Annotated in this window: 13 protein-coding genes; 6 read left to right on the top strand and 7 right to left on the bottom strand. The window is 47.5% G+C overall.

Features of this window, described 5'->3' with window-relative positions:
• Nucleotides 1-127 precede the first annotated feature (127 nt).
• The 3 genes from HP399_RS17410 to HP399_RS17420 are packed head-to-tail and all read left to right on the top strand — an operon-like array spanning nucleotide 128 to nucleotide 3852.
• Nucleotides 128-1603, top strand: a complete 1476-nt coding sequence (locus HP399_RS17410; protein ID WP_173617790.1) for a spore germination protein — start codon at nucleotides 128-130, stop codon at nucleotides 1601-1603.
• A 50-nt stretch (nucleotides 1604-1653) separates the two neighbouring features.
• Nucleotides 1654-2697, top strand: a complete 1044-nt coding sequence (locus HP399_RS17415) for a Ger(x)C family spore germination protein (RefSeq protein WP_255653616.1) — start codon at nucleotides 1654-1656, stop codon at nucleotides 2695-2697.
• A 21-nt stretch (nucleotides 2698-2718) separates the two neighbouring features.
• Nucleotides 2719-3852 carry a GerAB/ArcD/ProY family transporter gene (locus HP399_RS17420; protein ID WP_173617792.1) on the top strand — a complete coding sequence of 378 codons (1134 nt, stop codon included), beginning with the start codon at nucleotides 2719-2721 and terminating at the stop codon, nucleotides 3850-3852.
• A 4-nt stretch (nucleotides 3853-3856) separates the two neighbouring features.
• Here HP399_RS17420 and HP399_RS17425 read toward each other — a convergent pair whose 3' ends face one another.
• From HP399_RS17425 to HP399_RS17455, 7 genes are all read right to left on the bottom strand, one after another.
• Nucleotides 3857-4621, bottom strand: a complete 765-nt coding sequence (locus HP399_RS17425; RefSeq protein ID WP_173617793.1) for a LamB/YcsF family protein — start codon at nucleotides 4619-4621, stop codon at nucleotides 3857-3859.
• 3 nt (nucleotides 4622-4624) lie between these two features.
• On the bottom strand, nucleotides 4625-5632 hold the full coding sequence (locus HP399_RS17430; protein WP_173617794.1) for a 5-oxoprolinase subunit C family protein: 1008 nt from the start codon (nucleotides 5630-5632) through the stop codon (nucleotides 4625-4627).
• Nucleotides 5629-6345, bottom strand: coding sequence for a 5-oxoprolinase subunit PxpB (gene pxpB / locus HP399_RS17435; protein WP_173617795.1), 717 nt, complete (start codon nucleotides 6343-6345; stop codon nucleotides 5629-5631). Before pxpB ends, HP399_RS17430 begins: the two co-directional genes overlap by 4 nt.
• 16 nt (nucleotides 6346-6361) lie before the next feature.
• Nucleotides 6362-7009 (bottom strand): pyroglutamyl-peptidase I, encoded by a 648-nt coding sequence (gene pcp / locus HP399_RS17440; protein ID WP_173617796.1) that lies wholly within the window; start codon nucleotides 7007-7009, stop codon nucleotides 6362-6364.
• A 12-nt stretch (nucleotides 7010-7021) separates the two neighbouring features.
• Entirely contained in the window at nucleotides 7022-7804 is a 783-nt protein-coding gene (locus HP399_RS17445; RefSeq protein ID WP_173617797.1) for an IclR family transcriptional regulator, read from the bottom strand.
• A gap of 152 nt (nucleotides 7805-7956) precedes the next feature.
• Nucleotides 7957-8841: a YitT family protein gene (locus tag HP399_RS17450; RefSeq protein ID WP_173617798.1), complete on the bottom strand. Its 885-nt coding sequence runs from the start codon at nucleotides 8839-8841 to the stop codon at nucleotides 7957-7959.
• Nucleotides 8842-8941: 100 nt separating this feature from the next.
• Complete coding sequence (locus HP399_RS17455; protein ID WP_173617799.1) at nucleotides 8942-9796, bottom strand: DMT family transporter; 855 nt, start codon at nucleotides 9794-9796, stop codon at nucleotides 8942-8944.
• 237 nt (nucleotides 9797-10033) lie between these two features.
• Between HP399_RS17455 and HP399_RS17460 the strand changes: the two genes are divergently transcribed.
• The 3 genes from HP399_RS17460 to HP399_RS17470 are packed head-to-tail and all read left to right on the top strand — an operon-like array spanning nucleotide 10034 to nucleotide 14638.
• On the top strand, nucleotides 10034-11638 hold the full coding sequence (locus HP399_RS17460; protein ID WP_173617800.1) for an SWIM zinc finger family protein: 1605 nt from the start codon (nucleotides 10034-10036) through the stop codon (nucleotides 11636-11638).
• Nucleotides 11635-14493: a DEAD/DEAH box helicase gene (locus HP399_RS17465; protein WP_173617801.1), complete on the top strand. Its 2859-nt coding sequence runs from the start codon at nucleotides 11635-11637 to the stop codon at nucleotides 14491-14493. The genes HP399_RS17460 and HP399_RS17465 overlap by 4 nt, the downstream gene beginning before the upstream one ends.
• 7 nt (nucleotides 14494-14500) lie before the next feature.
• Nucleotides 14501-14638 carry a hypothetical protein gene (locus HP399_RS17470; protein ID WP_007720983.1) on the top strand — a complete coding sequence of 46 codons (138 nt, stop codon included), beginning with the start codon at nucleotides 14501-14503 and terminating at the stop codon, nucleotides 14636-14638.
• Nucleotides 14639-14650: the final 12 nt, after the last annotated feature.

Here is a 14650-nt window from a genome sequence, read left to right on the forward strand (position 1 = left end):
ACGCTTCGTTCTTTGTTTGATTGTTCCCCTCCCAATAGGAAATCATTCTATTTCCTAGATGATAATTCCACTGCAAACCGGACATAGTAAAACACAAATGATCAACAGCTTATGGAGCGAAACCGACATGATAACGGAATGGAATGAGTTTCTTTCCATCGCACAAGACTCGAATGATTTTAAGTATTATCCCCTGCTGAACGAGGAATGTCCTTTTATTATTTCGTACTATCAAACCTTAATAAAAACAGAGCTACTGCAAAAAAATCTCTTGCGCCCCCTTCAAGAACGTATGGATGCAAATGAATGGATCACGGACCTGCGCCACTTTTCCCGCTTTATCTATGTGGAGGATATTGTTTATACAGACGACATACAGACAGTCGTCTCCAAAATCATGACGGGTTACGCTGCCATCCAATCGAAAGACAATCTACAGTTCTTCGCCCTCATCAATCTGTCCAATCCGACCGAAGGACTGCGAACTGACAATGACACGGAAAACGAGTTTAGTGTCGTTGGACCAAAGGTAGGCTTTGTTGAAAACATTGATATCAACCTGCATCTCATCCGTCAACAAATCAGCACACCCAAATTAATCATTCGAGAGTTAACCTTAGGGACGCTCTCTCATACGCGCATCGCCGTTGTCTATTTGTCTGGTATTACGAATCCTCAGCACATTGAAACCGTTGAGCAAAGACTACAGACGATCGACTTCGATATTATTTTTGATTCATCACAGCTCGATCAAATCATGAGTGATAATTCGAATACTCCTTTCCCATTGTTTCTGTCTACAGAAAGGATTGACCGGGTCATCTATGCGTTAACTCTCGGACAAATCGTGATTATTTCCGATGCATCTCCGTATGTCATTACAGGTCCAACTACTATTTTTGATTTCTTCATTTCTCCCGAGGATTATTATTTACCGTGGATCTTATCGTCCCTGTTTCGGTTGATTCGCATTTTTGGTGTTCTTTTTTCTATTTTGATGACACCTGCCTATACGGCGGTTCTCACTTTCCATTTGGAAATGATTCCACAAGACATGCTTGCTCCGATTATTTTATCGAGGAAATACGTCCCGTTTCCCCCCGTTTTAGAGGTGCTTTTCTTGGAGCTGACGATCGAGTTCTTGCGAGAAGCAGGTGCCCGGCTCCCGACAAAGGTCGGGCAGACTCTTGGAATCGTAGGTGGAATCGTCATTGGTCAAGCATCTGTAGAAGCAGCCTTGACCAGTAATATATTGCTGATCATCGTTGCTCTGTCGGCGCTCGCCTCTTTCACCACCCCCATTTACAAAATGTCAAATACGATCCGTTTCCTGCGCTTCCCGCTCATTATTTTGTCTGGAATTTGGGGCGGGCTTGGGATTGCCATCGGTCTCATGTTCATGCTGACTCATCTTCTTCAGCTTAAATCGTTAGGAACACCTTACCTGGCTCCGCTTTTCCCTTTTCGCAGACGTAGTTTCGCGGACAGCTTTATTCGCTCTTCCTACAGCAGAACGGCCAGAAGGTCTGCTGTTATGCGCGTCATCTCACAGTGGAGATACGATCCTGACAAGGCCACTCAGAAAAGAGACATTGATGAATAGATGAAGGAGCCATCGAGGAAACCATGATTGCAAAGAGGAAATGGATACTGGTGTTATTGATATGGATCGTGGCTGGCTGCTCTTCGACTCGAATCGTCAGCGAAGTACAACTAATTCATTCACTGGGGCTCGATATCGAAGATCAAAAGATTAAAGGTGCGGCCATCACTCACGTGTACGGAAAGGAAAAGACACAGGTAGAGCTGCTGGAAACAAAAAGCTCGAATTTATTTACGATCCTCCCTGATTTTAATGCCATCACGCCTTCTCAAGTAGAGCTAGGACAATTGCGCTCCGTCATTGTCGGGACAAAATATGCTGAAAACGGAGTGGAAACGCTGGTACATACACTTTGCCGCGATCCCTCTATTGGTTTTCGCCTTCAACTCGGTGTGGCGGAACCAAAGGCATTGACGATTTTGAAGGGCATCCGTCATATGCAAGTCCCTTTTTTCATCTCTGATAGTGTCGCTCAAAACATCAAAACGCTGAATTTGCCCAAGACCAACCTGCATATTTTCTTGTTCAATTTATACGGCGAGGGCCGTGATCCTTACCTTCCCTATTTCGTGATGCATAATGACAGAGTGAAGCTGGATGGTCTCGCGCTTTTTCGCGATGACAAATTCGTGCATCGCATCGATTCGAAAGAGAGCTTTTTGTTAAAAATCATGGTCGAAAAAGCCAAGAGTGGTCAAATTCCATTTGAAGTGACGATAAACAATCGAAAAGAATCCGGACTGTTGAAAAATCTTCATTCCCATGCCGCATTCGCTATCAAGACGTCAGAGCCTGTCCCAAGTATTATGGTAAAGCTCACGGTAAATGGGCAAATCAAAGATTATTCGAAGTGGCTGCAATTATCCAATCCACAAGTCCTAGATCAAATGGAAAAAGAACTTTCCTGGTACCTGCAAAAGGAGGCGACGAGCTTTGTGAAGCATTTACAGAAGCTTGAAGTTGACCCGGTTGGATTTGGTGATTTGGTTCGTAGTCGAAGCGCTTCGTGGAACTACTCGCACTTCAAAAAGATTTATCCAGAGATGAAAATCGCAGTGACAGCTTCGGTTAAGCTGGAGCAAACAGGTGAGTAATGAATAACCAGGAGGGATCAGGTGAGTACTTCCATTCGGGAAAGCGCTATGGTTTCACCTTTTTTTGTATTCTTTCTCGTGCATGCCAATATCGTGGGGGTCGGGATACTAGGGTTTCAACGGACAATCGTAGCCCATGCCGGATACGATGCCTGGATCTCCCTTCTACTTGCCGGAGCAAGCATCCATCTCATTGTTTGGATGCTCTATTCCATGTTGAATGCGGGCAGCCATGATTTGTTCTCCCTTCACGAGCTCTGCTTTGGAAAATGGCTAGGCAAGTTGATGAGCTTAGTCGTATTGATCTACGTCTGGATGGCTGCTTTTCTCATCTTGCGTTCTTACGTCAGTATTGTGAAGCAATTTATTTTCCCTCTCATGCATACCTGGAGCACGACGCTGATTATCTTGGTCCTCATTCTGTACATTGTCGCTGGTGGTTTTCGCACGGTTACGGGCGTCTGCTTTTTCGGTGTGGTGATTCCGGCGATTTTGATGCTTCCTTTGTTTTTATTCCCATTCGAGTACGCTCACCCGAATAACTTGTTCCCGATGTTTTCGCATAACCTCCCCTCCTTATTCGCGTCTGCCAAAGACGCTGTCATCAATTATATGGGCTTTGAATTACTGTTCTTCTACTACCCATTTATCAAACGAGCAGCTCACTCGCAAAAATGGGCCCACGCTGGCGTTCTTTTCAGCACGCTCCTGTATGTAGCCGTCGCTATCGTGACATTCCTCATGTTTAGCCATGGTGAACTGGATAAGATTATTTGGCCGACCTTGACCATGCTCAAAATCGTAGAAATTCCGATTTTGCAGCGATTGGAGTTCATTGTGATATCTCTTTGGCTCTTCGTGATTTTGCCAAACATTTGTCTCAATCTATGGGGGGTTACCCGAGGAATGAAACAGATATTTGGCATCAGTCAAATCCGGGCCCTTTTGCTTATCCTAGTATCATTGGCAATGGGTTCCTATCTGCTCGAAGGTACCACTCCTTTGCTCTTGGCACTCGATTTTTATGGGAAAGTTAGTCTCGTTTTCATTTATGGCTATATTCCGCTGTTGTTCTTGCTCTTCCTCCTCTGGGGAAAAAAACGAAGTACCGCACGATACCAGACTCCTGGGGCGGAAACAGAAAAAGCCCGATAGATGTCTATCGAGCAAATCGTGCTGCGATTGTAATGCCTGCTCCTGCCAAAGCTTCTCGGATGCTCTGCGCGAATTCCAACGCATGAGCACCGTCGCCGTGAATACAAATCGAATCTGCCTGAATCGGGATATCCACGCCTTTCTGGGTCAGGACGAGTCCCTCGCTTACCATACGAATGACTTGCTGTTGGGATTGCTGTTGGTCCGTAATCATCGCATTCAGCTGACTGCGCGGTGTCAGCGTACCATCCTGCTGATACGTACGGTCGGCAAACACTTCGTGCGCCGTAGCAAGACCGATTTTTTCCCCTGCACGTGTCAACTCACTTCCCGCCAAGCCATACAACACCAGTTCCGGATTTACTTTGTAGATGGCCAATGCGATAGACTCGGCCAGAGCGGGTCTTGTGGCTGCCATATTGTACAAGGCTCCATGAGGCTTCACATGATGCATGACGCCCCCTTCTGCCCGTACAAACGCTTGCAGGGCGCCGATTTGGTACACGACTAAATCGTACGCCTCTTCAGGGGAAATCTCCATGTTGCGGCGACCGAAGCCGACCAAATCGGCGAATCCGGGATGGGCACCGATTGCCACACCTGCCTCCAAAGCCATTTGCACCGTTTTCCTCATCGTTCCTGGGTCACCAGCATGGAAACCACAAGCGACATTTGCCGAGCTGACATAGCGAAGGATGGCTTGGTCATTTCCAATCCGGTAAGCGCCAAAGCTCTCTCCCATATCACAGTTTAGATCTACGCTCTTCATGTTTTACCTCCTCCCTACAGTCAGTTCCATTCCCAACTTGATCTCATTCATGGTTCGTTCTCGTTCGTACAGCGCCCGCTGCGCATCATGTAGAGAAATTTCCTGAAAACGCATCGTTTCTCCCGGTCGCAACTGAGCGATGATCGGCAAATCGACAGTCGCCACATAACCGATCTTGGGATATCCGCCGATTGTTTGTCTGTCTGCCATCAGGATGATCGGCTGACCGTCTGGGGGAACCTGAATTGTTCCCATCGTAACAGCAGCAGAAATCAGCTCAAGTGGAGATGTGAGGGCAAGAGTCGGTCCCGTCAAGCGATACCCCATCCGATCTGATTGAGGAGATACTTGAAAAGCCTGTTCGAAAAAGCTTTGACGGCTTTCTGATGTAAAATCATCGAACTGATCGCCACGAATGACCCGGACTATCGCTTCCCGACTTTTTGTCACGTAACCGAAAGGAATAAACCAATTCGTATTGGAAAAAGCAGCGCCTCGTGCTTTTTGTTCCAATTGCTTTGCGAGATACAAACTGAACGAGCTTTGTGGGTTGTGTTCGAGTCTATCACCTGCTTGCAGCATTCTACCTGCCAATCCCCCGAATCCCGCTCGCAGATTCGTGCTGCGACTTCCCATCACGATCGGCACATCCCATCCACCAGCAACGGCGAGATAGGCACGACAGCCTTGTTTCGCGTGGCCAAACTGCAACATGCTTCCACTCTTTACCCAGACCGCTCGATTGGACTTGATTGGATTCTTGTTGATAGTCGGACTGAGATCGCCACCACAGATCGCAACCAGCATGTCCTTTTGAAACAAGAGTGTCGGTCCCTTCATGGTCAACTCTAGTACTGCCTCATCGCGATGATTGCCGACCAGCATATTAGCCATCTGTAAGGCGAGCGTGTCCATCGCACCACCTACATTGACTCCGTGTCGTTGATACCCGTACCTGCCCCTATCTTGCACGGTTGTACAAAGCCCTGGCGAAACAACCTCTATGCTCATGGAAACACCTTCTTCCCAGCCTCATACTCCTGCTCGGAGATTGGATGAAAACGAACTTTGTCTCCAGCACGCAAAAGACTCGGCTGACTCTCGTTTGGTTGAAATAAGCTGAGTGGTGTTCTTCCGATAATTTGCCATCCGCCTGGTGTCTCGACTGAGTATATACCCGTTTGCGATCCGCCAATTCCTACGCTGCCTTTCGGAATCGAGAGGCGCGGTGAGGAGCGACGTGGGGTCGCCAACCGTTCATCCATTCCACCGAGATACGGAAAACCGGGAGCAAATCCGATCATATAGACCAAATATTCGGCAGAGGAATGAATCGCAATGACTTCCTCTCGTGTGAGACTGTTCTGTTGCGCGACGATGTCCAAATCTGGTCCAAAGCTTCCGCCATAGCAAACCGGAATCTCAACAAGCCTAGACTCTGCCTTGCATGTGACAGTGAGCGTTTGGAACATTTGGTCAAGGATTGCGAGAACACTCTCATAAGGCATCAGGTCGTGGGGAGACTGCTGTGCAAGAATGATCGGATCATAATAGACCGTAACAGTGGTAAAACCGGGGACGATCTCCAGCATTCCCGGAAAAGGATTCTCCTGAAGATAATCCGTGAACATAACGACAATCTCATGCGTCCTTTGATCAATCACATCCCCTAGCTTGACAATCACACCCGAATCGCTAAGTGGAGAAAATTCATAGTTCTTCATTCGTTTCCCCTCTTGATCAACTGATTTGTCCGCCACCCACAACCATATCCTGCTCATGCGCAATCGTTGCCTCGATCGCAATTTGCAACCCTTTCACAATCGTTTCCAGCGCCATGCTTGGCTGTTCTGCCTGCTTTGCAGCCTGCTCGGGCAAGTATGGAATATGGATGAATCCCCCGCGTGTTGATGCGTGATTTTCGGCTAGATAGTGCATCAATCCATAAAAAAGATGATTGCACACATATGTTCCGGCCGTTTGTGACACGGATGCAGGTACCCCTTGCGTTCTTAATTCATGGACGATGGCCTTGATAGGCAAGGTAGACCAGTACGCAACAGGTCCATTTTCCCGAATCGGCGTGTCAATGGGTTGATTTCCTTCATTGTCTGGAATACGAGCATCGTTCACATTAATTGCGACGCGCTCCACCGCAATATCGACACGTCCGCCTGCTTGTCCAATGCAAATCACGATGTCCGGCTTGGTTTCCTCAATCGCTGAATAAAGCTGTTCGATCGACTTATCAAAAACAGTAGGGATTTGACGTAATTCCACTTGATAATGCGCAGACTCGATCTTTCCTAGCTTTTTTACGGACTCCCATGCTGGATTGACAGACTCACCCCCAAAAGGATCAAAACCTGTTACAAGAATCGTTTTCATGTCGTACTCCTCCTATTTGCCTGTGATTGCTTCCGTATATCCCAGCTGGCTCATGATGCTTTTCGCCGCCGCTTTCGTCTCCTGGATCAAATATCCCAATCGCTCCTCCGTAAAACGTGAAGTGGCGCCAGCTAAGCTCAAGCCAGCAATAACTTGTCCCGTAAAATCACGAATGGGGACTGCCAAAGCCGCAGAATCCGGTTCCAGTTCACCGTAGCTCACGGTGTAACCCCTCTCACGCGCATCGTGTATCCATTTCCACAACAGTTGCTCATCTGTATTGGTACCTGGAGCGATCTTCTTCCATTCAACCCGCTTCAAGAAAGCGGTAATTTCCTCATCTGGCATGAATGATAACAAAATCCGCGGGCACGCTCCGGCATACAGCGGCGCCCTTCGCCCTACCTGGGTATATACCCGCACGTAGCCACGTGTATCAACTTTTTCAATGTAAACTCCTTCATCTTGATCCCGAATAATCAAATTAACGGCTTCCTCGACGTTATCACGTAATTGCAGCATGTACGGAAGCGCAATTTTTCTGATCTCCAATCGCTGTGCCACGATGTTTCCAAATTCGAGCAGCTTCAAGCCCAATTGGTACTTGGGTGGTTGATGGTTCGCTGTTTTGGAGATGAAACCACGCATTTCAAGGGTCTGGATGATCCGAAATACCGTGCTTTTCGGCATTTGCGACAATTCCACGAGTTCCGCCAGACTCAATTCAGTGTTGTCGATGAAGTACTCTAAAAACTCCAGTGTTTTCAACACACTTCGGTTTGCTGTTTTTTCCATTTTTCATCACCACTTTGTCGTCCCAAAATACGGAATGGTATTTTGTATTTTGGTATAAAGTAATCGTAAAATAATTCTGTCATCGTGGTCAATACATTTTTAACCCCCTTCTCGCCGTTCAACTTACGGGAAAAGGGGGCTCAGCTCGTTGGCTAATGAATATTCTTTTTCTTAAACCGTCCACCAGAAACATCATGAATATGACCGATTGCCAAAAATGCAGAGGAATCGATTTCCTCCACGATGGATTTCAGCTTCGCTTCTTCCAATCGGGTGATGACACAGAAGATGACTTTTTTGACATCTCCGGAGTAGCCACCTTCTCCATTCAAATAGGTAATCCCCCGCCCCAGTCTCGCGGTTAACGCATCGCCAATTTCGACTGGATAATCACTGATGATCCATACTGATCTTGATTGCTCGAGTCCGACCATGGTAATATCGATCATTTTATAAGCGATGTAGTAAGCAATTAACGAGTACATGGCCCGGTCCCACCCAAAAATGAAGCCGGCACTGCCTAAAATAAAAATGTTAAAAAACATGACCATTTCGCCGACCGAAAACGGACTTTTCCTCGTCATCAGGATCGCAACAATTTCCGTTCCATCCAAGGAACCGCCCGCGCGAATGACGAGTCCCACTCCGATTCCGATGATAATCCCACCAAAAACCGCCGAGAGAAGCAAATCGTCCGTCAAGCTAGGGACATGATGGAGGTAGCTCGTTCCCAACGACATCACGACGACACCGAACAGCGTAGAGATGGCAAATGTCTTGCCAATTTGCTTGTAGCCAATAAGTAAAAAGGGCAGGTTCAGCAGGAATAAAAATAATCCGAGTGGGCCTCCTGTCAGCTTTGAGGCCATAATGGAAACACCGGTTACACCGCCGTCAATGATGTTGTTTGGGACCAGAAAGATTTCCAGTCCGACTGCCACCAACAAAGCTCCAATGATGATTACGAGAGCTCTTATTACGATCCTTCTTTTTTTCGTCCGCTTATGAGTGATCGGAGCAATTGCTTTTGCATCCATTTTGATCATCCTTAGCCGTTTTTTCTTACCACTTCATCATTCCCTGGTAGCAAAAAAAATAGCCAGCCAGGATTTCTCCCAGCCGACTCTTCATCATCCTTTAGCCCCAAACGGCAATGGAAATAATGCCAATCGTGATCATCAAAGACATGGACAGACGCCATACGCGTTGTCGCTCCTTTAACAAGAAGACCCCGAGCAGCGTACCAAAAACCGTACTTACCTCACGAATGGGCGCAATAGCTGCCAGTGGTGCCAATGTCATGGCAAACAAAAACAACAAATACGAGCCTGGTGAAAGGACGGCACCGAGTACAATCGTTCGCCAGTTTTTTTGCCACTCACGGCGGATGAGTCCCTTCTTCCAAACAAAGCCCCCCGCGACAATCAGACAGGCAAAGTTCGTTATTTCCAATAAAGCGAATGGAGATAATTGTTGTACGATTTGCTTGTCGGTTAACGTGTACCCTGTAATGCATAGTCCAACAGCAAAAGCGTATCGCAGGGCAAGCGGATTCACTGGTTGAGCCTGACGATCTGTGCCAATCATTCCACTAATGGCGAAGACTCCGATCACGATGCAAATGACCCCTAGCCATCCCGGTACAGATAAATACTCTTGAAAGAAAATCGCGCTAAAAAACGGAATGAGAAGCGTCCCCGTCCCCCTCATGATGGGGTAAACCTGCGAGATATCCCCGTATGTATACGCCTTTGAAATCAATAAGGTATAGCATCCTTGAAAGAAAAAGGACATAAACAGAAAAAGAACCAAAGACCATGTCAGTTGTACGTGCATCAATTCCCAAATGAGAACAGGCAACAGGATCACGGTTGTCGGCAATGTAATCAACCAAAGAAACGCCATTTTGTTCTCACTTTTTTTCGTGAACAGGTTCCAGACTGCGTGCGCAAGGCCAGACGATAGTACGAGCAGAATCGAAATCGATAGCATGTGTTCCCCTTCTCTCTCTTGTTGCACAAATACAACTAAAGACAATAAAACACATTGCGTTTAGTTGCTTTTCATTCGACGTGTACAGTATACACCCAGTCCCCACAAAAATTAAGCATTGTTTCTGCTTATGGCCCAAACCATTTTATTGATGCTGCGAACACACGCATCTTTTTCCATTCTCAGCATTTTGGGTTATAATGGAGGGATGACACTTCGTTCGGAGGATCTGACTACATGTTGCAAAGAGAGTTGACTCGGGAACAAGCGATACAGGTAGGCGAGCAAATCCTAATTGCCGTCGAAGGACACATCATTGAACGGGGCTATACGTACTTTTCTGATGGCGTCGTCTTCAATACACGCGTAGAACAAGGCCAATATTTGACGAGTGATGTTCAAGGTTCCGAGGTGTATCATGTTCGCCTCGATATGGAAACGGTTCAAAACAGTACCTGTACCTGCCCTTATTCGCGCATTTGTAAGCATATTGCGGCTACTTTTTTTCAGATGTACAGTGTGTTCGAGAATCCTCGTACATTTTTGACCCGCTCCCAACAACCAAGACGAGCTACTTTTTCTCCTCATCTGCTGATTCCTGCTTATAAATATAGCCATACCGCTCTTTCTCAGCAGGATACAGCGTCTGTTTCCTCTCCGCTTACCGCGAACAGCTCCGTCAAAGAATGGTGGGCATTTTTTGAGAGCTGGACACGCAACCTGTTTGCGGCCATGGAATCGTATCGAGCTTCCTCTGAGTTATTATCGAGCTATCAAAATGTGCTGAGTGTTGCTGCCTCGTGGCCGAAGGATCGGGCACAACTCTTTGTCATTCATGCTAATCTGTTTCATCTCATGAAGCTTACACAATACGTCAAAACGTACCGCCAATCATACTGGTTCCTGGATTTGGTTCAGACAGCCGAGCGGCTATTGGATCAATTAGAAGGGACGTTGTACTTCGCAGATATCCCTGCTCTCTTGACTCACCATCAGGATGCCATCGTAGATACACTTCAACTGACAAAGGAATTGAAAGAAAACGAAGCCACTTCCCTCTACTGGATATTCGCCTATCAAATGTTGTGGTGGATGCTATTGAAGAAGCCGGAGTGGATGCAAGAGGAGATCCATGTGCTGGATCAGCTTATCAACGATGAAAACAGCTCTGCCGCCGAAAAGGAAAAAGGGCTGCTGCTCCGTGCCCACTTTCATGTGATGGAAAAGGAGGACGAAGCTGCTCTACAAATCTGGAAAAGAATGAGCCGTTTGAACCTCTCCTTCTACTTGTCCTATATGAAATCATTCGCTCGCGATGGAGACTGGCAGCGATTTCTCGATTGGACTGCTGCGTTGACGTCCTTAATCGGTCAAGCCGAGACACAGCAATACCGACTCGTTATCTCCATTTGGCAGGAAGCGATGGAGCAAGTGGGACGATCAGCCGAGTGCGGCGCCAAGTTGAAGCAGTTCTTACCGAGCAGTTATCACGAATATGCCGCCTATTTATATGAAGAACGACAGTTTCAGCAATGGATTGATTTGCAAATGTCGTTTCAAGTGCCCATGGCAGATATTTCGATCGTGCAGGTGAAAGAAATCGAGGAAGCCGAGCCAACTCTGCTCTTCCCTTTTTATTTGCGTGAGGTGAACAGACTCATTGCGGAACGTAACCGAACGGCCTACAAAGAAGCGATCAAACTCATGAAAAAGGTAAGGACGATTTACAACAGAGCAAACCAAGATACGCGCTGGGAACGATACGTGGATCAATTATCTGCCAAACATAATCGATTACGTGCTTTTCAAGAAGAGCTAAGGAGAGGAAATTTCAACTTATGAATACCGTCACTACATTGGTTCTAGACGGAGAGCTTTTGGCAGACGGACAATTCTTGATTACTGGCAAAGACACGCAAGGAGCAGTGGTCGATCCAGAAGAATTGGCAGGAACACTGTTTGCGTGGGATGAGTCATCCTATTACGGAACCTTCCTGGACAAAAACGAGCAAGGCGTACTGCTCAGTCCTGCCAAGGCCCTCTCCTTTTTCGTCTCCCCCCAGTGGCTTTTGCATCGGATCTATTCATCCAGCACGCCATTTGAACAATTTACGCATGTAGCGAAAATGATCCGGGATACGCTCGCACAAGGCTCTATTGCCCCTGATTTTTCTTCTTGGAAAAAAGGACAAATAGGCTGGAGAGCCCTGCATACTCCCGGCGATTTTCCGGAGTACGGACACAAGTGGCTTTCGCTCGTCGTGGAGGAATCCTCACAAGGCACTGGTGAGATTGGACGAAAGTGGGAGCAGCTATTGACGCAATACCCGGCTCTGTACGTCATGGGCGCCGAGCTTTCTCCACACCTTCAGGAACAGGAATGGTTGCAATCGATAGGCTGGCTGCCAGATACGACACCGTTTCGCACATGCTTGCAAATCGTCGAGGCCGAGGAGCATCCCAATGACTGGCAACTCCAAGTGTATTTGCAGAATCGTGAAGAGCCAGATCAGTTATTTCTCATTGAGCCACACCAGTTGACGGCTGAGGGAGTAGCCACTGCTCGCATCCCAGCTGACTGGCGTGAGCACTGGAATCGTTTTCTCACGGACCTAGCGAAATGTAAAGAGATTCTCCCGTGGCAAAAAGACACTCGGGAGAATCAAAGCCGTTTTCTCACCCGATTGACGAACGAGCAAGCATGGATCTTTTTGACGTCGAGCAGTTTGCAGTTGGTGCAAGCCGGTATTCACGTCTTTCTGCCAGCATGGTGGGAACAAGTACGCCGGGTAAAACCGAAGCTAAAAGCCAAGATTACAACCTCTGTCGGGGCTAGCAGACAGTCCTTCCTAGGTGTCTCCCAGCTCATGGATTTTGAATGGAAGCTCGCCTTGGGACCTGTGGAGCTCAGCGAAGAGGAATTTGAGGAACTCATTAAACAAAAGCAGCGTCTACTGAAAATTCGTGGGCATTGGGTACAATTGACGCCCGATCTATTCTTGCAGCTGCAGGAAGCGCTCAAGAAAAACCAAGCGAAAAACGGCATGTCCCTACGTGACGTCATGAGAATGCACATCGCCCCTCCTGTGGAAGTTGAGGAGCTACCCGATGATGAGTTCGATTTCGACACTTCTCTAACGGTTGAAGTTCAGCTAAACCAACATTTGCGAGAGCTGTTGAATCAATTGCAAGAAACGAAGCGCATCCCGATTATGGAGCAGCCATCTCCTTTTCACGGGACGTTGCGAAATTATCAGCTGGAGGGCAGTTCGTGGCTGTTCTTTTTACGCCGCTTTGGGTTGGGAGCTTGTCTGGCCGATGACATGGGATTGGGGAAAACGGTTCAATTTATTACGTACCTGCTTCATGTCAAACAACATGGCCCAGCCAGTACTCCTTCTCTATTAATCTGTCCGACCTCCGTCATAGGCAACTGGCAAAAAGAGCTGAAGCGCTTCGCCCCCTCTCTTCAAGTAATGATTCACTATGGCAATGATCGTCAAAAGAAGGAGGCGTTCTTGCCAGCGATCAAAGGAGCAGATCTCGTGATTACCTCCTATGCCCTGTCGCATTTGGATGAGCAGGAGCTAGGAATGGTTACATGGGATACGATTTGTCTCGACGAGGCGCAAAATATTAAAAACGCCTATACAAAGCAAGCATCTGCTGTGCGCGATTTGAAAGCATGGCACCGGATCGCTCTTACAGGCACTCCGATCGAAAATCGTCTGAGTGAGCTCTGGTCCATTTTTGATTTCTTGAATCCTGGCTACCTGGGAAGTCTCGGGGAATTTACCCAGCGTTTTGTCCATCCCATCGAACGCGACCAAGACCAGCACCTCATCAATCAGGTGCAACGACTCATTCAGCCTTTCCTGCTCCGTCGCGTGAAAACCGATCCGAACATTCAGCTCGACTTGCCAGACAAGAATGAGAGCAAGGAATATGTACCGCTGACTACCGAGCAAGGCGCACTTTATGAGACAGCGATTCAAGATATGTTTGATCGAATGGAAAAAGCCTCTCCTATGGAGCGGCGCGGTCTGATTCTGACGACATTGACACGTCTCAAACAATTGTGTGACCACCCTGCCCTCATTTTGAATGAAATCTCAACAGCAGATGAAGCCAGTCGCTCGCACAAATTGGAAAGGCTGCTGGAATTGGTGGAGGATATTCGCCAAAAGAAAGAGCGTTGTCTGATATTTACCCAATACATCGAAATGGGCAATTTGCTCCAACGGGTGCTGACGCGAGAAGGCTATGGACCTGTCTACTTCCTAAATGGGTCCACGAAGAAAGAAAAACGCGATGAGATGATCGCTCGTTTTCAAGACTCTACACTTCCAGATCATGAACGCGGGGCCGTCTTCATTCTTTCCTTGCGCGCGGGTGGAACCGGCTTGAACTTGACGGAAGCCAACCACGTCATTCACGTAGATCGCTGGTGGAATCCTGCGGTAGAAAATCAGGCCACTGACCGTGCTCATCGCATAGGACAGCAGCGCAATGTTCACGTCTACAAATTCATCTCGCTCGGGACAATTGAGGAACGCATTGATGAAATGATGGAGAGAAAGCTATCGTTGAGCCAGCAAATTGTCGGGACGGGCGAAAGCTGGATCACCGAGCTATCTACGGAAGAGCTGCGGGACTTGTTCACCCTGCGCCATGATTGGCTAGACACGAAAGGATAGATGGAGAATGGAGCCAGTGCAACAAAACGACAGCAATTCCACTATGCGCCGCCCTACAGAAGAGCCCAAGCTGCCCGAGGCATGGCTGCGTTTTTTGGAAGCTGTTCAAGAACAATTTTCCGATAACCAACCAAAGAAAGAGTAAGTATGAAAAACC

The sequence above is a fragment of the Brevibacillus sp. DP1.3A genome (genome assembly GCF_013284245.2).
Lineage (GTDB): Bacteria > Bacillota > Bacilli > Brevibacillales > Brevibacillaceae > Brevibacillus.

Excerpts from the sequence above, each read along its gene's own strand:
- HP399_RS17410 (WP_173617790.1), top strand. The coding sequence starts at position 128 with ATGATAACGGAATGGAATGAGTTTCTTTCCATCGCACAAGACTCGAAT.
- HP399_RS17465 (WP_173617801.1), top strand. The coding sequence starts at position 11,635 with ATGAATACCGTCACTACATTGGTTCTAGACGGAGAGCTTTTGGCAGAC.
- HP399_RS17470 (WP_007720983.1), top strand. The coding sequence starts at position 14,501 with ATGGAGCCAGTGCAACAAAACGACAGCAATTCCACTATGCGCCGCCCT.
- HP399_RS17460 (WP_173617800.1), top strand. The coding sequence starts at position 10,034 with ATGTTGCAAAGAGAGTTGACTCGGGAACAAGCGATACAGGTAGGCGAG.
- HP399_RS17445 (WP_173617797.1), bottom strand. The coding sequence starts at position 7,804 with ATGGAAAAAACAGCAAACCGAAGTGTGTTGAAAACACTGGAGTTTTTA.
- HP399_RS17430 (WP_173617794.1), bottom strand. The coding sequence starts at position 5,632 with ATGAGCATAGAGGTTGTTTCGCCAGGGCTTTGTACAACCGTGCAAGAT.
- HP399_RS17425 (WP_173617793.1), bottom strand. The coding sequence starts at position 4,621 with ATGAAGAGCGTAGATCTAAACTGTGATATGGGAGAGAGCTTTGGCGCT.
- pxpB (WP_173617795.1), bottom strand. The coding sequence starts at position 6,345 with ATGAAGAACTATGAATTTTCTCCACTTAGCGATTCGGGTGTGATTGTC.
- HP399_RS17450 (WP_173617798.1), bottom strand. The coding sequence starts at position 8,841 with ATGGATGCAAAAGCAATTGCTCCGATCACTCATAAGCGGACGAAAAAA.
- pcp (WP_173617796.1), bottom strand. The coding sequence starts at position 7,009 with ATGAAAACGATTCTTGTAACAGGTTTTGATCCTTTTGGGGGTGAGTCT.
- HP399_RS17455 (WP_173617799.1), bottom strand. The coding sequence starts at position 9,796 with ATGCTATCGATTTCGATTCTGCTCGTACTATCGTCTGGCCTTGCGCAC.